The 23,137-nt window shown below is 39.8% G+C and carries 16 protein-coding genes and 1 pseudogene; 10 read left to right on the top strand and 7 right to left on the bottom strand.

Features of this window, described 5'->3' with window-relative positions; genetic code table 11:
* The first annotated feature begins 393 nt into the window (after positions 1-393).
* Positions 394-1,728 carry a 30S ribosomal protein S12 methylthiotransferase RimO gene (gene rimO / locus PR699_RS06500; RefSeq protein WP_004922699.1) on the top strand — a complete coding sequence of 445 codons (1,335 nt, stop codon included), beginning with the start codon at positions 394-396 and terminating at the stop codon, positions 1,726-1,728.
* Between the two features lie 718 nt (positions 1,729-2,446).
* Positions 2,447-2,587, top strand: a pseudogene (locus PR699_RS06495) (helix-turn-helix domain-containing protein); the annotation flags it as partial.
* Positions 2,588-2,775: 188 nt separating this feature from the next.
* Here PR699_RS06495 and dhaM read toward each other — a convergent pair.
* Positions 2,776-4,209 carry a dihydroxyacetone kinase phosphoryl donor subunit DhaM gene (gene dhaM / locus PR699_RS06490; RefSeq protein ID WP_014656596.1) on the bottom strand — a complete coding sequence of 478 codons (1,434 nt, stop codon included), beginning with the start codon at positions 4,207-4,209 and terminating at the stop codon, positions 2,776-2,778.
* 701 nt (positions 4,210-4,910) lie between these two features.
* Positions 4,911-5,540 (bottom strand): response regulator transcription factor, encoded by a 630-nt coding sequence (locus PR699_RS06485; protein WP_014656595.1) that lies wholly within the window; start codon positions 5,538-5,540, stop codon positions 4,911-4,913.
* Positions 5,541-6,028: 488 nt separating this feature from the next.
* Between PR699_RS06485 and PR699_RS06480 the strand changes: the two genes are divergently transcribed.
* Positions 6,029-7,024, top strand: coding sequence for a LacI family DNA-binding transcriptional regulator (locus tag PR699_RS06480; RefSeq protein ID WP_004922679.1), 996 nt, complete (start codon positions 6,029-6,031; stop codon positions 7,022-7,024).
* A 39-nt stretch (positions 7,025-7,063) separates the two neighbouring features.
* On the opposite strand, the gene PR699_RS06475 is transcribed toward PR699_RS06480, so the two are convergent.
* Positions 7,064-8,518: a glycoside hydrolase family 32 protein gene (locus PR699_RS06475; protein ID WP_040132356.1), complete on the bottom strand. Its 1,455-nt coding sequence runs from the start codon at positions 8,516-8,518 to the stop codon at positions 7,064-7,066.
* A 231-nt stretch (positions 8,519-8,749) separates the two neighbouring features.
* On the opposite strand from PR699_RS06475, the gene PR699_RS06470 reads away from it, so the two are divergent.
* From PR699_RS06470 to purT, 3 genes are all read left to right on the top strand, one after another.
* Positions 8,750-9,694: an aminoimidazole riboside kinase gene (locus PR699_RS06470; RefSeq protein WP_014656593.1), complete on the top strand. Its 945-nt coding sequence runs from the start codon at positions 8,750-8,752 to the stop codon at positions 9,692-9,694.
* Positions 9,695-9,806: 112 nt separating this feature from the next.
* Positions 9,807-10,724 carry an EamA family transporter RarD gene (rarD, locus tag PR699_RS06465; protein WP_004922670.1) on the top strand — a complete coding sequence of 306 codons (918 nt, stop codon included), beginning with the start codon at positions 9,807-9,809 and terminating at the stop codon, positions 10,722-10,724.
* A 118-nt stretch (positions 10,725-10,842) separates the two neighbouring features.
* Positions 10,843-12,021, top strand: a complete 1,179-nt coding sequence (gene purT, locus PR699_RS06460; protein WP_004922667.1) for a formate-dependent phosphoribosylglycinamide formyltransferase — start codon at positions 10,843-10,845, stop codon at positions 12,019-12,021.
* Positions 12,022-12,066: 45 nt separating this feature from the next.
* Here the strand turns inward: purT and PR699_RS06455 are convergent, their stop codons facing one another.
* Positions 12,067-13,674 (bottom strand): GMC family oxidoreductase, encoded by a 1,608-nt coding sequence (locus PR699_RS06455; RefSeq protein WP_004922664.1) that lies wholly within the window; start codon positions 13,672-13,674, stop codon positions 12,067-12,069.
* 352 nt (positions 13,675-14,026) lie between these two features.
* Here PR699_RS06455 and PR699_RS06450 point away from each other — a divergent pair, with 352 nt between their 5' ends.
* The 4 genes from PR699_RS06450 to yjiA all read left to right on the top strand — a co-directional run bounded on the left by PR699_RS06450 (position 14,027) and on the right by yjiA (position 18,311).
* Positions 14,027-14,503 carry a WG repeat-containing protein gene (locus PR699_RS06450; protein ID WP_014656592.1) on the top strand — a complete coding sequence of 159 codons (477 nt, stop codon included), beginning with the start codon at positions 14,027-14,029 and terminating at the stop codon, positions 14,501-14,503.
* Between the two features lie 382 nt (positions 14,504-14,885).
* Positions 14,886-17,039, top strand: coding sequence for a carbon starvation CstA family protein (locus PR699_RS06445; protein ID WP_004922657.1), 2,154 nt, complete (start codon positions 14,886-14,888; stop codon positions 17,037-17,039).
* A 70-nt stretch (positions 17,040-17,109) separates the two neighbouring features.
* Positions 17,110-17,313: a YbdD/YjiX family protein gene (locus PR699_RS06440; protein WP_004922653.1), complete on the top strand. Its 204-nt coding sequence runs from the start codon at positions 17,110-17,112 to the stop codon at positions 17,311-17,313.
* 23 nt (positions 17,314-17,336) lie between these two features.
* On the top strand, positions 17,337-18,311 hold the full coding sequence (gene yjiA, locus PR699_RS06435) for a GTPase (protein WP_014656591.1): 975 nt from the start codon (positions 17,337-17,339) through the stop codon (positions 18,309-18,311).
* 670 nt (positions 18,312-18,981) lie between these two features.
* Here yjiA and PR699_RS06430 read toward each other — a convergent pair.
* The 3 genes from PR699_RS06430 to PR699_RS06420 form a co-directional block, all read right to left on the bottom strand.
* Positions 18,982-19,353 (bottom strand): helix-turn-helix domain-containing protein, encoded by a 372-nt coding sequence (locus PR699_RS06430; protein WP_004922647.1) that lies wholly within the window; start codon positions 19,351-19,353, stop codon positions 18,982-18,984.
* A gap of 779 nt (positions 19,354-20,132) precedes the next feature.
* Positions 20,133-21,452 (bottom strand): serine dehydratase subunit alpha family protein, encoded by a 1,320-nt coding sequence (locus PR699_RS06425; protein WP_014656590.1) that lies wholly within the window; start codon positions 21,450-21,452, stop codon positions 20,133-20,135.
* A gap of 200 nt (positions 21,453-21,652) precedes the next feature.
* Entirely contained in the window at positions 21,653-23,005 is a 1,353-nt protein-coding gene (locus PR699_RS06420; protein WP_004922637.1) for an MATE family efflux transporter, read from the bottom strand.
* Positions 23,006-23,137 lie beyond the last annotated feature (132 nt).

Raw genomic sequence — 23,137 nt, 5'->3', positions numbered from 1 at the left:
AAGATAACATAAGGGTTATTGTTGTTACTGATACTATTGTTGTTACTGATACTATTGTCGTTACTCATGCTATCCATACTGAAAGTATTGCTGTTGTAGATATGGTTATTTCTACGTCTGTTGCTTTTCTTATTCTTGCTCTTATTTTTCTTCATATTTTAACGAACAGTATTTAGCATCAACCCTTTTTAATGGAATCGAAGAGGGTAACATAAGTCAAATTTGATAGCTAATAAATAACGATGTATTAATAATGTCTATTTTATAGCGGTAAAATCCTTAAGAGGTAAATGACTTAATCTAATCAATGTTCATAGCTAAAAATTTGTACAATTTTTACTATACTTCAGGTAAAATCCAGCCCATTTTTTAAAACAATAAAAGAAGTGAGTTATGTCGCAAAATACTAATCCGGTGCCAAAAATTGGTTTTGTTTCACTTGGCTGCCCAAAAAATCTTGTCGATTCAGAACGTATCTTGACTGAACTACGCACAGATGGCTATCAAGTTGTACCAAGTTATGATGATGCTGATTTGGTCATTGTGAATACTTGTGGCTTTATTGATAGTGCCGTTCAAGAGTCTCTTGAAGCGATTGGTGAAGCATTAAATGAAAATGGCAAAGTGATTGTGACAGGGTGTCTTGGGGCTAAAGAAAACCAAATCCGCGAAGTACACCCAAAAGTACTCGAAATTACAGGCCCTCATAGTTATGAGCAAGTACTCAATCATGTTCATCATTATGTGCCAAAACCAGAACATGATCCTTTTTTGAGCTTAGTTCCTGAGCAAGGTGTTAAATTAACGCCAAAACATTATGCCTATTTGAAGATATCGGAAGGTTGTAATCACCGTTGTACATTCTGCATTATTCCATCCATGCGTGGTGACTTAGATAGTCGCGCCATTGGGGATGTACTAAATGAAGCAAAACGCTTAGTTGAATCAGGTGTTAAAGAGCTACTGGTGATCTCACAAGATACTTCCGCTTATGGTGTTGATGTCAAACATCGTACAGGCTTTTGGGAAGGTAAACCCGTTAAAACCAGTATGGTTGGCTTATGTGAGCAATTAGCGTCACTTGGTGTGTGGGTTCGCTTACATTATGTCTACCCATACCCACATGTTGATGAGGTAATCCCATTGATGGCGGAAGGGAAAGTTCTTCCTTATTTGGATATTCCATTGCAGCATGCTAGCCCAAAAATTCTAAAACTCATGAAACGCCCAGGTGCGGTCGAAAGAACACTTGAGCGTATTAAACGCTGGCGTGAAATTTGCCCTGAATTAACTTTACGCTCTACTTTTATTGTGGGCTTCCCAGGGGAAACGGAAGAAGATTTCCAAATGTTACTCGACTTCTTACAAGAAGCGCGCCTTGATCGCGTTGGCTGCTTTAAATATAGTCCAGTTGAAGGCGCGAAAGCGAACGAACTAGCCGATCAGGTTCCTGAAGAAGTTAAAGAGGAGCGCTATCATCGTTTTATGCAGTTGCAACAACAAATTTCAACAGAAAGGTTGCAAGAAAAAATTGGGCGCAAATTGCCTGTTATCATTGATGAAGTCGATGATGAAGGTGCAATTGGTCGTAGTATGGCGGATGCCCCAGAAATTGATGGTATGGTTTATTTAAATGGTGAATTTGACGTGAAGCCAGGTGACATTGTTAATGTGCTGATTGAGCATGCTGATGAGTATGATCTCTGGGGTTCAATTGTCTCTGAATAACCACCAAGTGAAAAGATAATAGACAAAAGCCTGCTCAATAATTGAACGAGCAGGCTTTTTTTAGCCGCATTATTAGTATCTAATTTCGATATAATCAATGTTATTGTCCTAGATCAAAGGATAAAAAACTATTCATGTATTATTTGATTTGTGATATTAAAATTTCATGAAAAATTGACATAATTTGAGAATGACTTACGGATGTATAAGGATGGCTATGTCTATTGATTTATCATCTCCAGTAATTTCTCCCAAATCAAAAGAAGTGGCAAAGGCGATTTCTTCAGAGTTGTTAATTCATTTTGCCAGTCTTGCTATCGAAAACGGATTGGCTCCTATCAATGATATGACTATCGATGCTTCACTCATTGAGCCTAATGGAAAAACGTTGTGGTTAAGTGAGATGCTGACAGCACCATTGGCTATTACCAACGTATTATCAAATTGTACAACTCAGGAAGCGTTATTTAGCTTATTTACTCATCCTGTTAAGTTACAGGGAACCTTTTATTATCTCGCCCCTATTTATTGTGAAAATAGAGCATTAATTGCCATCGTTGCGTTTGCTTCTCAAACGGTTGACAGCACTATTCTACTTGCCTTAGCAAACGCTGTTGGTCGTGAAATCAGTGAGAAAATAAAGCGTCACTTATGTTTGCAAGAGTTGGTTTTTGAAAAACATCAACCTACAGAGCGCCGAGAGCTGAGTATTCAGGAAGTCGAAAAAGCGGCAATTATCGAAGCGGCAAGGCTTTGTGGTGGAAAGGTCCAAGAGATGCATCAAGTCTTGAATATGGGGAGAACAACGCTTTGGCGAAAACTAAAGCAATACGACATTAATATTAAGGAATATAAGTAACTAACTCAAAGCGGCCTCATTATGCATGAAAAACAATGAGCAAAAAATGGTTGTAATTGATGGTTATCATCAAGAGATATAAAAGCCTTTCGAGTCGTTACACAAACCGCCGTATATTTTTACGGCGGCCTATGTTGAATCTATCAGAAATTGTCAGTGGTGGTAGTTGAAGCTCACCGTTTCACCATTTATGACGCCACTATTAATGAGCGAGTCTCAATAGATAATTGTAATTTTGTTTGTTCAGCTATTTGGTGAATGTTGTCGCCAAGATCCGTTAATATCGGTAACCCCATTTTTGCCGCAATAATACAGGTATGGGAATAAGGGGAACCATTTGCCAGAGCAACACCCACTACGTTTGTGTTTCTGTAGCGAAGTAGTTCAGAGGGGCCTAAGTTACCACTTAAAATAATCGTAGGCTCGGTGAAAGCACATGATGGCTGTGCGACAGATGATATTGACATAAGTAACTGATTTTTTAAGTCTTCAATATCAATAAATCGAGCTTGTAAATACTCATCGTCTAGTTGCTGATACTGTTTTGACATATTGTTGAATATGTTGGAAATCGCGTCATAGGCAGTATTGCATTCATTTTCGATGCTTTGTGTGATTGATTCTACAAGTTCATCATCTTCTAATAATAAGCGATGTCCTCGAAAAATATTGGCAATCTCTTCACCATATTGTTCGTTCAGTGTATTAGCGAGAGAATCTAAGTGCGTTTTTAACTGTTCAATTGCTTTGGTGGCCCTACGGGTTTCGTTTTCACTTGTTTGATAAGACGAAATGCAAAGTTCAGTGTTTGGAGCGTGGTGATGAGCTAACCCTGCTACGGTTGGTACATAGGCCGTTTTCCCTACAAAGGTTTTGCTGTCCGTTGTTGCGATGTTATCTCCAAAATTGTGTTGGGCAAGCTGATTAAAAGCATTGATGGCATTTTGGCTATCTACTCCTTCTGCAACCAATGTAATTTTGTCACCTTGACGCACCTGTAATAACGCAATTTGGTTCATGCTTTTCGCATCCGCGCGTTTTTCACCATGACGTAATTCTAGTGTGGCTGTAAAACCAGAAAGCAACGTCGCTAATTTTGCCGCCGGGCGGATATGTAGGCCCGAAGGATTTTTGACCACCCATTGGGTTGTTAATGCCTGCTCTGAAAAATGAGTATGCTTGTCTTTTTCATTCTCAGTGGTAGTGACGGTGTCATTTAGCTGTTGCTGTTTTGCCTGTAAAGCTTGTTGAGCTTCATTTAATATTTCATCAATTGAAGCTCCACCCGATGCGGCGGCCGTAATCGCTATGGCGCCTTCCACTAAAGGGGCGCTACATAAATGAACCTTTTCTGCCAAATCTGGATCGATGAGATCAAGTGCCGTTTCTGCACTGAGTAGTGCACTGCCTAAGTCCATTAATAAAATGATATGCTCGGCATCGGATAAACTTTCGATTGCCTCCATCACTTTCACCGCATCTGTGCCGATAGGGTGAGTTTCATCATCAACACCTGCCGCGGTGATGATGTGACACTTTTGTTTGTTTTGCATTTGCGCTGCAAGTTGATGCAACCCATCAGCGAGCAATTTACTATGAGAAACAATAATGAGACCAATCATATCCTTCTCCTTTACCAAAGTGTGGCGTTCAATCGTATCGTTTGATAATAGGGAATTTTACGGCAAAAAGAGAGCGCCTCGGCTGTTATTGAGCAATAAAAGTGCAAAATATTAGCGGAAGCGCAAATAAACCAGCCAATGCTCGTGGATGTTTGCTGTGTGGCAAGGATCGAGACTTAAAAACGTTTGCTCCCTTTTCCTGAAATTTTCATGGTGTCAGCTTACTGATACAAAAATTAAAGAAAAATGAAGTAACGGCATTATTATTGACTAATCATTGATACTTGGATGTCAGTTTTGAACCGTTTTTTTTAGATTAAGAGCATTTTTAGAGAATAGGATTTAACGGAGAGTAACTTAAATTTAAAAGAAAAGTTGAGTGCACCTAGGCGGTTATTTATATGAAAGAGGGCGATAAGTGAAATAACTTAAAACTAATATGCGAAATTATTTCACGGTGAAAATAATAATTCACTTAAGTAACATTAACGATATCGGCGAAGGAGGCTGACACACTGCAAGTTTACATGTGGCAGCCCAGAACATTAACTAATCTAGCCATGAAAATGGCCTATAGCAATTAAAACTGTAAAAACCTTAATATTCAAAATAAAAATATATTAATGGTTAAATTTTTTAATTAATTAAAGCTAAATAGCTAAATTAATATTATCGACAATGTGCATTGATAATCAATGATGTCATAAATTTCTAGAGTAAGTATTTATATATTCATACTCTTGTATTAATTGCGGTAACGATTTTATGCCGAGTTTTGTATAAATATTTGAGCGATGAACTTCAACCGTTCTTGGCGAAAGTGCTAATTTTTCAGCAGTTTCCTTACTCGTATTACCTTCTAGGATCATATCCATGATCTCTTTTTCTCGATTGGAAAGACGATCAAATTTATCTGCTAATTTATTGTATTTCTTGAGCTCAGAATGCTCATTAGCAAACAATTCCATAGCATGGCTGACAGCATGCGCGATATCCGAATCTTTAAATGGAAATGAAAAGAAATCAAATGCGCCGGATTTGAAACTTTCACGGCAAAGCTCTACAGATGGCTTTTCTGATAGGATAATAAAAGGGATGATACCTAATGAACCATTGATATTATTCAATCTGCCAATATGATTATTTTCACTGTTTAGGAATATTAATACACACTCTTTTGCTCCTTCTTCTTGAGGGTACGTATAATTACTTGTAAATAAATCTTCATCATTATAGAACTTAAAATTGAAACCAAAAGATTCCATCATTAGTTTCAGTTTATTCTTAATGACATTATCATTTTCTATGATTACGTGAATGGTGTTATTCATCACCATACTCCTGTTACACTGATTTGATATTCATATAAAATTTGAAAAATACGTTGAGCCAGATTGCTACGTAAGCTAATGGTAATATTTTCTTGCTAATTTTTTAGATTTATTATTAATGTATTTACGGACCTTTAACGACCTTAATTTATATTATATTTCGCGACTAGGTAAATTTAATATAAAAGTAGGGTTAATGGTTAACGTTTGTGTCATTAAGTAAAAAATAATAAATATCTTACTATATGGTAAGTAGAAACACGTATACTTTGTTTATCTCACTATATATTTTAGATATGTTATAAAATTTTTTTATGTAATGGAATGATAATATCGTAAAATAGTAGTCATAAAAAGCTCTAATACTAGATTTAGTATAGTTTCATTTGTAATAATCACAAATATATTTAATCACTCCTGTAGGTGATTTTTATCCTTATCATGTTAGAATTTTCATTCGTTATTATATGGCTGAGTGAAAACACGTAATGGCTTCTTTAAAAGATGTGGCTCGACTTGCTAATGTTTCATTGATGACAGTCTCAAGAGCCATCAATAACCCTGAGCTTCTGAAACCTGATACCCTAAAACAGGTGCAGCAAGCCATTCAAACACTTAACTATGTTCCTGATTTTTCCGCTCGAAAAATTCGTGGGAAGGGGTCGAAAATATCCACGGTTGGTGTACTTGCGCTTGATACGGCTACAACACCTTACTCAGTTGAAATTATTCTTTCAATAGAACAGACCGCAAGGCAGTTTGGTTGGAGTAGTTTTGTGGTCAATATCACATCAAATGATGATAATGAGCGTGCTGTACGACAATTATTGTCGCAGCGGCCGGATGGTATCATTTATACAACAATGGGGCTAAGAGAAGTATCTATACCAGAAGGGCTACATACTTATCCTCTTGTATTGGCAAACTGTATTGACCCACAGCAGAATTTTCCTGCCTATATCCCTGATGATTACCACGGGCAGTATCATGCAATGTGCAAACTGATTGAAAAAGGTTATCGACGCCCTTTGTGTTTGTATATTCCAAAAGAAACATTAGCGGGACAGACCCGTAGAGAAGCGGTTGAATCTTCATGGAAGTCGGCTGGATTACCACAAGAGGCATTAAAACAATATCACTTAGCGCCTGGCGATGAACATTATCTGGATGTGATCGACCTTATTAATAGGCATTGTGAAAGTGGTAAACCTGATTTTGATGTTGTGGTATGTGGTAATGATCGTATCGCTTTTTTAGCGTATCAGGTTTTGCTGAGCAAAGGGCTGCGTATACCTAAAGATGTTGCCGTATTGGGGTATGACAATATGATTGCGGTTGGGGAGCTGTTTTATCCACCATTGAGTACGGTTGTGCTGCCTCACTATCAGTTAGGGCAGGAGGCAGCATTACATATTATTGAACAACGAAAAATTGAAGGTACACAGTATGTTTCTTGTGACCTTCTGGAGCGCTCATCAATTTAATGAAAGGATCACGGTTTATTCGCGATCCTTAAAAAGTGGTTATTCGACCGCTTTATGCAGTGGCCATAATGTCGCCTTTATTAATTTGGCTTTCTGGTTTATGGCAAATAAAGTTAAAGCTCGCTCCCCTTCTTGCGGATAAATTCGGCTGGTAAAACACATTTCCCCCTCATTGATAAAAACTTCAATGCTAGATTTATCAATAAAAGCACGTATTTTGAGATACTGGGTTTGTGGTAACGGCGCACAGCGGTAATCACTAATAACATATTCTGGATAGTGGCGGGTGAGCATTAAGGTTTGTGTCTGCCCATCAATGAAGAATTGAGCACCATTGCCAATCCAAAAACCGAATTTTTCAGCCGGGCTATTCTGTAAATCCCAAATTAATTCAATTTCACAGGCTTTGGCATCATCATACATTTTAATCACACTATTTTTTTCTAACACACAAGGTGTGATCTCAATAGCTTCTTGCCGTAACGATGCCAGTTCTTTAATTGGGTTTACCTGTATTTTACCTTGGTTGTTCAAGGTTAGCTCTCTTGGGATGGTAAAGCAGCCTGACCAACCGTGAGGTTTTGATGGCATATGGCTTTCCCACATATCCATCCAAGCAATCGCTATACGCCGTCCATCTTTAGATAAGAAAGTTTGCGGCGCATAAAAGTCATGACCAAAATCGATTTCGGTAAAATGGTGAGTTATTTCATAAGGCTGTTGCGGTGACCAATGACCCACAAGATAGCCATTTTGGAAACGGTTTCGATACTGATGACCCGATGGTTTTTTGCCTTGAGGGGAAAATAATGTGACAAACTGTTCGCCTAAAGGGAAAAAATCAGGGCATTCCCACATATAAACATTTTTATCTTCTGTTTTAGCCAAAACTTGGTATTCACTAGGCCAATTAAGTAGATCCTCTGTGCTAAAGAGGAGAATTTGCCCCTGATTTAAATGGTCTCTTGCACCAACGACCATCCACCAACGGGAATCTTGATACCAAACTTTTGGGTCACGGAAGTGCATATAACCTTCAGGTGGAGGAATAAGGACACCTTTTTTCTCAAAATGTATGCCATCTTCACTCACTGCAAGGCACTGCGCTTGATAGATCTCGCTGTCATCCCCTTCATCGGATAACCAAATATGACCGGTGTAAAATAAGTATAGTTTTCCATGATGACTGACCGCAGAGCCTGAAAAACAACCGTCGCGATCATAGTCATTACCCGGTGCGAGGGCAATAGGTTGATGTGACCAGTGGAGCATATCTTGACTCGTAGCATGCCCCCAATGCATTGGACCCCAATCTGAACTGTAGGGATGATGTTGGTAAAAAGCATGGTATAGACCATTATGATAAACAAGCCCATTTGGATCATTTAACCAACCCGCATAAGAGGCAAGATGATATTCAGGATAAAATTGCTTGTTTAGAGATTGTCTCGCTGTTTCAAGCGCTATCGATGCTTGTTCAATACGTTGTTTCATCATAGCTCCTTTACGTGTACCGATTGTTTATCAGTGCTTATTGTTAAAAAGATTAGGTAATGCACATTGATCCATAAATAGGATGAGGCGATATAACACGTGCGTTAATATTGTCTTTTATTTATACTCTAAGCTTTAAATGTTAACGTTAACAATCTGGGTTTTCCAGTACTAATTTGTGTTAATGTAATAATTGTATGTCGAGTCATTCAATCTTCGAATGGGGTGAATATGAAAGTTTGGTCTTTAGGTGATGCGGTCGTTGATTTAATTCCTCTGCACAGTATGCAATATGAAGCCTGTGCTGGTGGGGCTCCTGTGAATGTCGCTGCTGGTGTTGCAAAATTAGGGATACCAAGTGGTTTTATTGGGCGCGTAGGCGAAGATGCTTTTGGTCATTTTATGCAAAAGACGTTATTTGATATCGGTGTTGATACTAGCGCGATGGAATTTGATGAGCGGTATCGCACGAGTACGGTGTTAGTGTCTTTACATGAAAACGGTGAACGTGAGTTTTCCTTTTTAGTTTCACCTTCGGCAGATCAATTTCTCAGTAACAAAAATTTACCGCGTTTTGAAAAAGATATACTGCATTTTTGTTCGTTAGCGCTTGTTCATCCAGTTTGCCGCGCATCATTAAATGAAGCAATTGATAAAATTCAGCAAGTGGGGGGATTACTCAGTTTTGATATTAATATTCGACCTCAAATGTGGTCGGATCCTATTGAAATGCATACCAAGGTCGATGAATTTGCTTATCAGGCAGACATACTGAAACTCTCGGAAGATGAGTTATTGTGGCTTGTCGAGGAGGTGACATTGGATAGGGCAATAGAGAAACTCAAGAATTATCCTGCCCGTTTGAAAGTTGTCACTCAGGGAGCGAAGGGCTGCTTGGTATTAACCCCTACTCATCAAATCGGCATTAGCGCATATCGTGTCGAAAGTGTTGATACGACGGGGGCTGGTGATGCTTTTATGGCTGGATTGCTTGCGGCCATCGCCCAATTTGGAGTGAGTGATAATGATGACGATTTAATGAAAGTCATTACACAAGCAACAGCTTGTGGTGCATTAGCGACAACACGTAAAGGGGCAATCAGTGCAGCGCCATCCCAGCAAGAGCTAACGGCATTTATTCACCAGCAACCACCATTACATATTCGCGAACTTTGAGAAGGGCTTTACGGATGTGAATAGTGATGTTAATTAATTCAAATTGATAAATAAAAGTGTATGATATTTATAGTGAAATTTTATTTAAGAAAACATCAATTTTGGGTTAATTATGTTACTGAGATCAGGGGTAGCATTGGCTATCTTTTCTTATATTTTATGGGGGATCACACCGCTTTTTTACCGTTTGTTGCCCGGCGCTGAACCTTTAGAGCTACTTGCCCAACGTGTAATTTGGTCGATCCCCTTTTTATTAGCCATTCGCTTACTGATTAAAAATAAAACGCTTTGGCAACAAGTATGGGCAGATAAACGCTCAATTATTTTATGTTTGTTTAGTTCATCTATTATGGCGATATCATGGGGGGCATTCACTTATGCATTAACCCATGGGCAAGTACTTGCTGCCAGCCTAGGTTATTTTATTAATCCACTGTTTTCTATTTTACTTGGGGTCGTATTTTTACATGAACGGCTAGTTTTAGCCGAGAAAATGGCGGTATTGCTGATTTTTTCCGGTGTCTGTTTCCAAATCTGGCAGTATGGTGAATTGCCTCTACTTGCCCTTGTGATGGGAAGTGCTTTTGCCGTCTATGGTTTGATCCGCAAATTTATTCGTTTTGATGTTATCACTTCGCTTTTTGTTGAGGCGATGTGGCTATTGCCTGTCGCCATTGGGATCACATGGTGGCTATCCGCTAATGGCACGAGTGCTGTCGAGGCGGGGGATTGGCAAATCAAGCTGCTGTATATGCTTGCGGCTCCGGTGACAATTATTCCATTACTGTTTTTCACTGCGGCGATAAAACGCACAACATTAACCGTAATAGGGCTTGCCCAATATATTGAACCAACGATCCAATTCTTATTAGCTGTATTCTTATTTAATGAACTATTTGATTGGGTGAAAGGGGTTAGTTTCTCATTGATTTGGTTAGGATTACTGTGCTGTATTATTGCCTTGCTGCATAAGCGCTACAACGAATATCACAAACGTGTCCCTTATGTAACAGGTCGTGATAAGCGTTAGTAATGCTAAGCGAATATTGCGATAAATGAAGTGAAATACGATCTCTTATGGTTTAAGCAAACGATTGCGTATATAATCTTGTCCATGAAATCAGCTTTTTTATACAAGGTTATCCATCATGAATAAATTAGGTACAGCGCTTTGTCCTTCTGCAACAAAAGTGATGCTGCTCGGTTCAGGAGAGCTCGGGAAAGAAGTGGCGATTGAGTGCCAGCGTTTGGGCATTGAAGTTATTGCGGTTGATCGTTATGACCATGCGCCCGCCATGCATGTTGCTCACCGTAGTTATACCGTTAACATGCTAGATGGAGAGGCAATTCGCCAACTTGTTGAGAAAGAAAAACCTGATTTTATCGTGCCGGAAATTGAAGCGATTGCGACCAAGACCTTAGTGGAATTGGAGCAACAAGGGCAAAAAGTGGTGCCTTCTGCTAATGCAGTTTATTTAACCATGAATCGTGAAGGGATCCGCCGGCTTGCGGCAGAAGAATTAGGCTTACCGACCTCAGATTATCGTTTTGTTGAGACTGAAGCGGATTTTGTGACCGCAGCTAAAGAGATTGGCTTCCCTTGTATAGTCAAACCAGTAATGAGCTCTTCGGGTAAAGGCCAAAGTGTTATGCGCGGCGAACAGGATCTCAAAGCAGCATGGCACTATTCGCAAGAAGGTGGACGTACTGGTCAGGGGCGTGTGATCGTTGAAAAAATGATCCATTTTGATTTTGAAATCACGATGCTCACCATTAATGCCGTTGATGGTATTCATTTTTGTGCGCCTATTGGGCACCGCCAAGAAAAAGGGGATTATCGAGAATCATGGCAACCACAACAAATGAGTGAAAAGGCATTGGAAAATGCACAAGCGGCCGCTGCCAAAATTGTGACTGCATTAGGTGGGTATGGCTTATTTGGTGTGGAACTATTTGTATGTGGTGATGAGATCATTTTTAATGAAGTTTCGCCTCGGCCTCATGATACAGGTATGGTGACCTTAATTTCACAAAACTTATCTGAATTTGCCCTTCATGTGCGTGCTTTCTTGGGGCTACCTATCGGGGCAATCCGTCAATATGGGCCAAGTGCATCGGCGGTGATCCTTCCTGAATTGTCTAGTCGTGATGTTGTTTTTTCGGGGTTAGGGCAAGCGTTAGATTCGGATATTCAATTACGCTTATTTGGTAAACCTGAAATTGCCGGAACTCGCCGCTTAGGTGTTGCCTTGGCGATTGCGGATTCTATCGATCATGCGTTAAATAAGGCGAAGAAGGCAGCGGCAACCATAACCGTGAATGGGTAATGGCATTATTATCGCCCACTTAGGGTGAGTGGGCGATCATTGGCGTTAATGGTTATCCTGTATCACCATTGCCGCGCCACGCTCGGCAATCATGATTGTTGGAGCGTTGGTGTTACCACTTGGGATTTCTGGCATCACAGAGCAATCAATGACACGAAGTTGCTTAATGCCATGCACACGTAAGCGTAAATCGGTCACGGAAGTTGCTGTGTCTTTTCCCATACGACAACTGCCGACAGGGTGGTAGACGGTTTTACAAAAGTTACGTACAAACTCCTCTAATGCTGCCTCATCATGTTGAACCTGTGCTGGCGGCATTAATGTCTCTTTACTAACCGCTTGTAGTGCCTCCGACCCAAGTACTTTTAACCCAAATTTGACAGCACGTTTGCAGCCTTCCATATCTTCCGGTGCGGCTAAATAGTTGGCATGAATTTTTAGTGGCGCTTGTGGATCTTTGCTACGCAAGAGTAATTCACCGCGCGACTTAGGTTGTAAATAGCCCACTTTTAATGTGAAACCATGTGTCGCGGGCAGTGGCTCGCCGGGAACATCATCCCAGCTATCAAGTATGGGTAAAAAGTGAATTTGTACGTCGGGGCGACCTTGACCACAGCTATCAATAAATGCAGCACCTTCAAGTACGTTTGATGCTAATAATCCACTACGAAAAGCTAACCACTGAAAGCCATGTTTTATAGCATGGATACCTTTGTCAGCGCCAAAGAGGCTAATAGGATCTTTGGTTGTGACATTAATGGACATATGAAGATGATCATGGAAGTTTTTACCGACAGGAAGGTCAGCGACCGTTTCAATCCCTAATGATGAGAGGTGATCTTTAGGACCGATACCTGAGAGCATGAGTAATTTCGCGGAGCCCATCGCGCCGGCACAAATGATCACCTCTTTTTGGGCGAAAACATCGACTTCACCACCATTTTTATCCTGATAGCTTACCCCAACAGCGACACCATCACGGATAATAATACGGTTAACTTGTTTATTAAGCTTTACTGTAAGTTTATCGCTTTGTGCGACACTCTTAAGATAAGTTTTTGAAGTGCTTGCTCTTTCGCCATTTTTCGTTGTTGTTTGATAAAAACTGACTCCTTGTTGGCTTTCACCATTAAGGTCATTAACATAAGGAAGCCCTTGCTCTTGTGCGGCTCGGATAAAAGCCATAGAAAGAGGGTGCCGATAACGGTTTTCACTGACAGGAAGCAGCCCTGCGGTACCATGATAGCTATCAGATAAACTTTCATTTTGTTCGGCTTTCTTAAACCAAGGTAGGACATCTTGGTAGCTCCAGCCATCACAGCCATAGATTTGCGCCCAATTATCGTAATCCTGTTTTTGGCCTCGAATATAAATCATGCCATTCACAGAACTGCTGCCTCCGAGAACTTTACCTTGTGCTATCTGCATCTTGCGATTATTTGCATGTGGTTCAGGTTCCGTTTCGTAGGGCCAGCTTTTTTGGGCAATAATTTTAGCTACCCCAGCTGGCATACGAATATACAGATGATTATCACTTCCTCCGGCTTCAATCAAAAGAACGCGTGACTGGGTTTCTTTAATAAGCCGTGCGGCAAGCACGCAGCCAGCCGAACCTGCTCCTACAATGATGTAATCATAGTTTTCATTATTCATACAGTTATTCCCCTGATCAAAGTAGCGTTGCTATAACAATTTATTTTCATGTTATTAACAATAACTCTTTATCTTATTAAGGTGTGAATAATGTGTTGTTTATGTGAAGAGTATCAAAATGAAAGTTGTGTGTTTTTTTCTCGGTGTTTTAGTATTTTGTTGTTTTTAAAGGATAAAAAATCTAATTTATTAAGGTTTTTTGGGGTTTTCTTATTATTAATAAGTAAATGAGCTAATTAACTGATTGTTTTTTATTAGAGTATTTGCTGATTTTCGCTGTATTCTTAGTTTGAATATTAGTGGCATCCGCTATATTGCATTAATACAACTGATTGGGGTGAGGAAGTCGAAGATGAAGCAAGGTTTGATTGGGCTGTTATGCGTATTACCGAGCATGTTATTTGCTGATTCACTACATGAGCAATTTGCACAATTGATAGAAGCACCAGAAAAAACATTAAATTGCTTTGAAGCCGACTCTGCATATCGCTTTTGTTTAAAAAATCTCCCTAATCAAGGAATAGTTGTGGTCGACCAACAGGGCAATGAAGCCTATCGACCTTATTATTTTGATAATTGGCCTGATGAGCCTAAAAATGGGCTTTATCGTATCCGCCAAGGTGACAAAATTGGTTTTGCTGAGGCAAAAACAGGCAAGGTCGTGATTGAAGCAAACTATGATTGCGCCTACCCTTTTGAGAATGGGAAAGCCCATGTAGGAATAGGTTGCCAACGGGAAACGGATGGTGAGCATAGCTGGTGGGTTGGTGGCCATTGGGTATGGATTGATCTGCAAGGAAATAGGATAACCGCTCATCCTGCATCGTGAGATTTTACGACTATTCGAGTTTTATTTAACAAACCATTTCATTTATACCATTTCCATTAATATGATTAACTTATTGATAATCAACTGTTATTGTTAAGTTAATCACACTTTTTTCGTCTTTGCCATTTCGATAAAACCATTCGCAGTGAAAAACTGACCGCTTAATTTTGTATGCAACCGCTCGCACTGACTTTAGACATTCGCCAATAGATATTTTCTACCATAGAGACCATGGCAGAGCTCAAATTTTTTCTTATTGCACGGTGATAACGACTGCCAAAAAGAGACTTAGTAATGATAAAGAACGGTTCTTTGAATCGATTTGTTATTGATAAGTCAATAAAACATAAGAGAAGTTCGTTTTACCTCAGAAGGGTGTTTTATGAACAAAAATGGTATTTTAAAGCACATTCCTTGGATGATCCTTGGGATTATCGGTGCGATTTGTCTAGGTGTGGTTGCACTTAGACGCGGAGAACACATCAGTGCGCTGTGGATTGTTGTGGCTTCTGTGGCGGTTTATCTCATTGCTTATCGTTATTACAGTTTGTATATCGCGAAAAAAGTGATGAAGCTCGATGAAACGCGAGCGACGCCCGCGGTCATTAATAATGATGGCTTGAACTATGTTCCTACAAATAGAAACGTTCTATTCGGTCACCACTTTGCTGCAATCGCAGGTGCAGGGCCACTTGTAGGGCCTGTCTTAGCAGCACAAGTCGGTTACTTACCAGGCACCTTATGGTTATTGGCTGGGGTGGTACTGGCTGGTGCAGTACAGGACTTTATGGTGCTATTTATCTCTTCTCGCCGTAATGGTGCATCATTAGGGGAAATCGTTAAAGAAGAGCTTGGCCCTATTCCGGGAACCATTGCGCTTTTCGGCTGTTTCCTCATCATGATCATTATCCTTGCAGTATTAGCGTTGATCGTGGTTAAGGCACTAGCAGAAAGTCCATGGGGCGTGTTTACGGTATGTTCAACAGTACCGATTGCGCTGTTTATGGGAATCTATATGCGCTATATCCGACCCGGACGAGTGGGGGAAGTTTCGGTCATTGGTATTGTGTTACTGATCTTGTCGATTTGGTTCGGTGGTGTTATCGCTCATGACCCATATTGGGGTCCTGCACTGACCTTTAAAGACACTACAATTACTTATGTTTTAGTTGGTTATGCGTTTATCTCTGCATTATTACCTGTTTGGCTGATTCTGGCGCCTCGCGACTATCTCGCTACCTTCTTAAAAATCGGTGTGATTGTCGGTTTAGCGATTGGGATTGTGATTTTAAATCCTGAGCTAAAAATGCCAGCGGTCACTCAGTTCGTTGATGGCAGTGGCCCAGTTTGGAAAGGCACGCTGTTCCCATTCTTATTTATTACGATTGCTTGTGGTGCCGTATCGGGTTTCCATGCCTTAATTTCGTCAGGGACAACGCCTAAGTTGTTGGCTAACGAAAAAGATGCTCGCTATATCGGCTATGGTGCGATGTTAATGGAATCGTTTGTCGCGATCATGGCGCTAGTTGCAGCTTCAATTATTGAACCTGGCCTCTATTTTGCGATGAATACTCCACCAGCCGCTTTAGGTATCACTATGCCGAATCTGCATGAGCTTGGTGGTGCTGACGGTGCGGCAATCCTAGCACAACTGAAAGATGTTACGGCACATGCTGCGGCAACCGTCAGTTCATGGGGCTTTGTGATTTCACCTGAGCAAATTATGCAAACGGCAAAAGATATCGGAGAGCCTTCCGTATTGAACCGTGCAGGGGGAGCACCGACGTTAGCGGTAGGTATCGCGTATGTATTCCATGAAATCATACCTGCTGCTGATATGGGCTTCTGGTATCACTTTGGTATCCTATTCGAAGCACTGTTTATCTTAACTGCATTGGATGCAGGAACGCGCTCAGGTCGTTTTATGTTACAAGACTTATTGGGTAACTTTGTACCTGTGCTGAAAAAAACCGATTCACTGTTGGCTGGGATTATTGGTACAGCCGGATGCGTTGGTTTATGGGGATATTTATTGTACCAAGGCGTGGTTGACCCACTGGGCGGCGTGAAGAGCCTATGGCCTCTGTTTGGTATTTCGAACCAGATGCTGGCGGCAGTTGCCTTGGTGCTCAGCACCGTAGTCTTAATTAAGATGAAACGCAGTAAATATATCTATGTCACTGTGTTACCAGCGGTTTGGTTATTGATTTGTACAACTTGGGCATTAGGTTTGAAACTGTTTAGTGATAACCCTCAACTCGAAGGTTTCCTCTATTTAGCTAAGTCTTATAAAGAGAAAATTGCGGCGGGTGGTGCTGACTTAACGGCTCAGCAAATCACTGACATGAATCACATTATTATCAATAACTACACAAACGCAGGGTTAAGTATCCTATTCCTAGTTGTTGTCTACGGTATTATTTTCTATGGTATCAGAACAGCGATGAAGGCGTATAAAAACCCAGAGCGTACCGATGCTGAAACACCTTATGTACCGGTGCCTAAAGAGGGCGTGAAAACCTCATCTTCACACTAATCTTTAGTGTATAAAATGGTGCCCTGCATTGTGAGTAAACATGATGTAGGGCATCTGTATTGGAGAGCATATGTTTGGAAATTTAGGCAAAACAGGTAAGTACTTAGGGCAGGCTGCACGTATGTTGATAGGCATTCCTGACTATGATACCTATGTACAGCACATGAAAGATAATCATCCAGACAAGCCGATTATGACTTATAAAGAGTTTTTTCGTGAGCGCCAAGATGCGCGCTATGGTGGAAGCGGTAAAGGTGGATTTCGCTGCTGTTAATTAATGACGTCATGAGGAATACAATGAAACCAATCTCTGTCACGATTTTGACCGGTTTTCTCGGTGCGGGCAAAACCACCTTACTACGCCATATTCTTCAAGCAGATCATGGGCATAAAATCGCAGTCATCGAAAATGAATTTGGTGAAGTGCCAATTGATAATGCCTTAATTGGTGATCGTGCGACACAAATAACGACATTGAGTAATGGTTGTATTTGTTGTAGCCGCTCTAATGAGTTGGAAAATGCTTTGCTCGATTTACTTGATGGGTTAGATAGTGGGAAACTCGACTTTGATCGCTTAGTGATTGAGTGCACAGGAATGGCAGATCCCGGTCCTATCACTCAAACTTTTTTTTCTCATGAAGTGCTTTGTGAACGTTATTTATTGGATGGCATTATTACATTGGTGGATGCGGTTCATGCAAATAAGCAACTTGATGATTTTGCGATAGCGCAGGCACAAATTGGTTATGCTGATCGGATCTTATTAACGAAAACGGATGTTCAGCCTGAGCATGAAAGCTTAATTGAACGCTTACAGCGCATCAATGCACGGGCACCCATCTATCCCGTGACCCATGGTGAGATTGACCTCGATTTACTGTTTAATATTCAAGGTTTTTTACTCGATTCACAACTGAAAGTGAATCAACCCACTTTCCGCTTTACCCCTAAACAGCACAATGAAGTGAATTCTATCGTTGTTGAATTTGATTACCCTGTTGAGTTAATGGCGGTCTCTGATGTTATGGAGTCTCTACTGCTAGGATTTGCGGATAATTTATTGCGTTATAAAGGGATTTTATCAATCAAAAACGAGCCGAAAAGGCTACTATTCCAAGGGGTTCAACGCTTATATAGTGCTGATTGGGATAGCGATTGGGCAGAGAATGAGCCGCGTCACAGTGTTTTGGTGTTTATTGGGATTAATTTACCAGAAAATGAAATACGCCAAAAATTCGCACAACTCCAGACGAATAATGAAGAGCTATAAACATATCGATAACCCCTTTCCTGACTGCTAAGGGAAGGGGGCGATAATAAACATACGAATCTTAACTTAACATCATAGCTTTTCATTGGTTCCGATATTAACTTAACCAAAATTAAATGGGTTAAATTTCTTGTCTCATAGGAACGGTACAAAAATATCAAAACTAAATTTTAATAATTTCAAAATGAAACTTATTCTTTATTTTAAGGGGAATTTTAGGTTTGGAAGGGTAAAAGTGTGCTCTAATCGAAAATAATGGTTATAAGTTATCGACCTTACTCATTTTTATTCTATTATGAATTAGTATAAAGAATCAGTAATTAAATGGTCCATTGGCTTGTGTTGATAGAAAAACGAAAAACCAGCGTGATAAGTTAATTTGCTATTATACTTTTAGTGATACTATCGCGATATAACGTTCACCATCAATGATACTAAATTTAGTATCGTTGTTTTTATTGGCCATTTTATTAGTTCGGCCTTGGTTCTGTTGAAATAAACAAGACTTACTCCACTGATATAACCAATAATAACAAGATTTTTTAACCCACTTTTACTAGCAAATACACTAGGGTGCCAAACAGGGCTAACATACGTGTCTATCCTAACAGCGGCACCTTGACTGCAAGGGACTGAGAAAAAAGGAGATTGAAAGTTTATTAAATGCAATTTAGCCAAATAATAATGAAGATTTTGAAGTTACATAATGATCAGTTTTCTCACCATTATTTTTGCAAACATTTAATATCCTATCTAAATCAACGTGATTTTTGATCGGGGTTAAATTAATTTCTTCGATAAGTAAAGTATTAAATTCCCCAACGGTAATATCGAGTTTTTCTAATAATAGTAATAGCATGCTGACATTAATATGATTAATGCCACACTCATAGCGTGATATTTGCTGTTGGCTAAGATTGACTAAACGACCAAAATCGGCACCAGTTAAACCTTGATTTTGCCTAAGTCGTTTCAACGTTCGACCAATAGCTAATGAAATAGATGAAAAAAAACTATCGATACTCAATTCTTCACTTTCCATTAAAAACCTCTGTGTAGATAAAGTTAATAAATTATAGCCAACAAGCAATATGCTAAAACGTATTGCTTATTTAAGTTATGTTTTTATGTGAGCTTATTCTTATTTCTAAAACAAATATAAATCTTATTTTTTTTAGATCAAATATCCGATAGTCTGAATTTATTTATTATACGAGTAAAACCCATAAATGGAGTAATGGTTCTATTAATATAAATCTAATAAAATCAATGCGATAAATGGTTATTGATACTTTTTGAGCACCAATAACTGAGTATTATATGCTTATAACCCTGGTTTTTATGTGTCAATTCGAGATAAACAACTAAGATTATTAACAATTAATAGTTGTTATATAAACATGTTACAAAAAGAAATGTTTAACGGGGAATTGTTAGAAAGTATTAATAAAGTATAAAAAAATATGAATATGAATAAATCAAAAATTATTACTATCAATAAGTTATAGGTTTCTGGTTTTTTGCCATATAAATAAGAAATAATAATGATTGTAATATATTAAATAACGCTTCACTGCATACATGCCAAGTTTAAATAAAAATTACCGATTATTTGGTTAACATCTACATTTTATTGAGCAACAGCACTATGCTCGACCTCTATTGAGCTAAATTATCTACAAACCCATATTTAAGTATTATTGTAAGAATTATCTTAGTTATTTTCTACTGTTTTTATCTGTTTTTTTAATATTTTTAGATGCCATAAAAAAAACAGGCCACGAATAATTAGTGGCCTGTTTTTCTTGAATTTTGATTATGTTAGCGCGCTTTTGCAGCCATTATTTCAATAATTTGAACATCGGTGTGCCTCATAGAGCCGGTAGCTAAAGCGCATAAGTTAGCTATGGATTGGTCTACATCGTCGGACACGATGCCATCAGAGCCTCTTACACAACTGTTGTCGAGAGCCATTAACACGGCTTTATAGGCGGCGCTAGCGCTGGTTGAAACCTTCATCGCACAACTGTTTGATGCACCATCGCATATCATACCACTGACATCGCCAATCATACTGCTAATTGCCATTGCGACAACCTCATAACGTGATTCTAGCAACCAAGCGATCCCCGCCGCAGCTCCCATTGCGGCTGTTGTTGCAGCACACAGCGCAGATAAGGCGGGCAGTTGATTATGGATATAGATTGCCATTAAGTGTGACAACATTAAGGCGCGAGCTAACTGCTCTTCTGTTGATTGTAAGTAGTCAGCAGTGACAACAACAGGCATTGTCGCCGCTATACCTTGGTTACCTGAGCCGGAATTACTCATCGCGGGTAATACGGCTCCACCCATACGTGCATCTGAAGCTGCCGATGTTCTGATCATAATTTCTGACATGAGATCTTTCGACAGCAAGCCTCTATCTCGCTGAGATTGCAACGTTTTACCAATATGCAGACCATAAACATGGCGTAGCCCTTCCTGAGACAGGGCATCATTTAAATGTGCGGCTTCTAAAATAAAGCGGATATCTTCAAATGGCGCTTGTGTTGCAAATTGATAAACAGCTTTGGCCGTGACAGGGGGAAGTGTCACGTCGGCAGCACAATCCACAGGGGATTCATTTTGTTGCATTTGTTGGGTGCTATCAAAAATAACAGTGTCGTTATGGATCATTTTTACGACATGCGTATGAGTACCCGCGATAACGACAGTTGCTGAGCCTTTATCTGTAAATACCGTTGCCTCTGAATAGATCACATCATCACAGGGATGCTTAATATCGACAGTAATAAGGCCCTGCGCCAACATATTTTTACTGCGTTCAATGGCACTCGTTGAGGCTGACTTTAATACCTCTAGCCCAGCGTCGGCATCCCCTCCAACAGCACCTAATGCCGCTGCAATTGGGAGACCCACCATGCCCGTTCCCGGTACGGTCACTCCCATGCCATTTTTCATTAAGTTAGGGGAAACGAATGCGGTGACACGAGTGACCGTACCACCAACGCAAGCAGCGGCTTTTGCTGCTGCTAAGGCTAAAGAGATTGGCTCAGTACAACCTAAAGCAGGTTTGACTTCTTGTTTTACTGCATGGATAAAATACTGCCAAAGAAGTGGCTGAGCTTGAACTTGCATAATGAATTCCCCCTAAAGAACACCTGTTTAATAAGGATATTTTAAAGAATTATTGGGAGAAAATTTTCACTATGTTAGAGAAGATAAAATTGTTTGAGAGAAATTTTTTCTATAAAGATGCGAATAGTAAAAAATAAATTTCAAGTTTGAGCTTAATCACAAAAAATCCTGCCTAAGCGATAGGCAGGATAATATTGGTTTTAAGACTCACTTTCGAGATCAAGTCTCTTACTTTGCCATCGACGAGAACGCCAACGCCATGCGTTAGTTAAACCACGTAACCATTCATCGGCAAAAAAGCCAATCCAAATGCCTAATAAGCCCATTTCCATTTTTATTCCTAAGAAATAACCGAGTGGAATGGCGACTCCCCACATAAAAATAATGGCGGTGCAAAGTGGGAAGCGAGCATCTCCTGAAGCCCTAAGAGCGTTAACCATGACGATATTGATAGTACGCCCCGGCTCTAAAAAAACAGAGAGTAGAAACAGCGGTAATAACACATGAATAATATTTTGGTCATCCGTTAAATTGTTAAGGATAGGGGAACGGAATAACCAAAAGAAAAATACCACGCCAATCGTGACATAAAAGCCCATTTTTAAGCTTTTTATTCCACGACGGTAAGCCTCTTCAAAACGCTTAGCGCCAACAAGGTGTCCCACCATAATTTCATTACCAATACTGATAGAGATACCAAACAGCATGATAAAGAGTGAGAGTTGGAAATAGAGTGTTTGCGCGGCAAGAGAGGTTTCTCCCATTAAACCGATAAACGCAGATGCGGTCATAAAATGGAGGATCCACACTAAATTTTCACCCGCAGATGGCAAGCCTATATGCAGTATTTTACCTAGCATTGTACGTGACCAGCGAACCAGCAGCTGTGGCGTAAACTTGATCCTTAATCCATAGAATAACAGACAGAACAGCAAGATAACGGCGACAATACGGCCCACTACCGTCGACCATGCTACCCCTTCAAGGCCATATTGCGGCAGACCAAAAAAGCCATATAGCACAATCATATTACCAACAACAGTGATCACGTTAGCAATGAGCGTTACCCACATAGCGGGCTGAGCTTTGCCGTACACACGCAAGCAAGCAGCAAGAATGATGGAGATGGCTTCGGGGATTAGACAAATACCAAGAATATGCAAGTAAGCATAACCATCTTCCATAAGATGGGATGGCGTATTCATGATACTGAGGATTTTATATCCAAAAAACAGCGCGATAAGAGCACTGGAAAAACCGAGTAGAAAGTTAAAAGCAATAGAAATATGAATAGCTTGGCTGGCCTTTTCACGGCGTCCAGCCCCTAAATATTGGGCGATGACAACGCTACATCCCACACTAATAAAGTTAAATATGGTAATAAAAAGATCAAATACCTGATTCCCCACGCCCATTGCCGCAAGGTAGGCGGTTGAAACATGGCTCACCATATAGGTATTGATAAGTAATGTGGCCAAATGAAGAAAAATATCAATAAATATTGGCCAACTGAGAGAAAAGAGTGATCTCTCAGTGACATCGGATTGATGCATTGAGAACCTTCAAAATAATTAAAATAAAATTCATATGGATAAAGGAAAAGCAGGCAGATTTTACCCGTATTTATGTTGAGTTAATAGAGTCTATAGGTGCTTATTTAAGGAAAAGTTAATCTTTTGTTTAAT

The sequence above is a fragment of the Providencia sp. PROV268 genome (genome assembly GCF_028477805.1).
GTDB classification, from domain to species: Bacteria; Pseudomonadota; Gammaproteobacteria; order Enterobacterales; family Enterobacteriaceae; genus Providencia; species Providencia stuartii.
This window is presented reverse-complemented; position numbering and strand designations above follow the sequence as displayed.

Coding starts and splice junctions, on each gene's coding strand:
- rimO (WP_004922699.1), top strand. CDS start 394: ATGTCGCAAAATACTAATCCGGTGCCAAAAATTGGTTTTGTTTCACTT.
- dhaM (WP_014656596.1), bottom strand. CDS start 4,209: ATGATTGGTCTCATTATTGTTTCTCATAGTAAATTGCTCGCTGATGGG.
- PR699_RS06485 (WP_014656595.1), bottom strand. CDS start 5,540: ATGAATAACACCATTCACGTAATCATAGAAAATGATAATGTCATTAAG.
- PR699_RS06480 (WP_004922679.1), top strand. CDS start 6,029: ATGGCTTCTTTAAAAGATGTGGCTCGACTTGCTAATGTTTCATTGATG.
- PR699_RS06475 (WP_040132356.1), bottom strand. CDS start 8,518: ATGAAACAACGTATTGAACAAGCATCGATAGCGCTTGAAACAGCGAGA.
- PR699_RS06470 (WP_014656593.1), top strand. CDS start 8,750: ATGAAAGTTTGGTCTTTAGGTGATGCGGTCGTTGATTTAATTCCTCTG.
- rarD (WP_004922670.1), top strand. CDS start 9,807: ATGTTACTGAGATCAGGGGTAGCATTGGCTATCTTTTCTTATATTTTA.
- purT (WP_004922667.1), top strand. CDS start 10,843: ATGAATAAATTAGGTACAGCGCTTTGTCCTTCTGCAACAAAAGTGATG.
- PR699_RS06455 (WP_004922664.1), bottom strand. CDS start 13,674: ATGAATAATGAAAACTATGATTACATCATTGTAGGAGCAGGTTCGGCT.
- PR699_RS06450 (WP_014656592.1), top strand. CDS start 14,027: ATGAAGCAAGGTTTGATTGGGCTGTTATGCGTATTACCGAGCATGTTA.
- PR699_RS06445 (WP_004922657.1), top strand. CDS start 14,886: ATGAACAAAAATGGTATTTTAAAGCACATTCCTTGGATGATCCTTGGG.
- PR699_RS06440 (WP_004922653.1), top strand. CDS start 17,110: ATGTTTGGAAATTTAGGCAAAACAGGTAAGTACTTAGGGCAGGCTGCA.
- yjiA (WP_014656591.1), top strand. CDS start 17,337: ATGAAACCAATCTCTGTCACGATTTTGACCGGTTTTCTCGGTGCGGGC.
- PR699_RS06430 (WP_004922647.1), bottom strand. CDS start 19,353: ATGGAAAGTGAAGAATTGAGTATCGATAGTTTTTTTTCATCTATTTCA.
- PR699_RS06425 (WP_014656590.1), bottom strand. CDS start 21,452: ATGCAAGTTCAAGCTCAGCCACTTCTTTGGCAGTATTTTATCCATGCA.
- PR699_RS06420 (WP_004922637.1), bottom strand. CDS start 23,005: ATGCATCAATCCGATGTCACTGAGAGATCACTCTTTTCTCTCAGTTGG.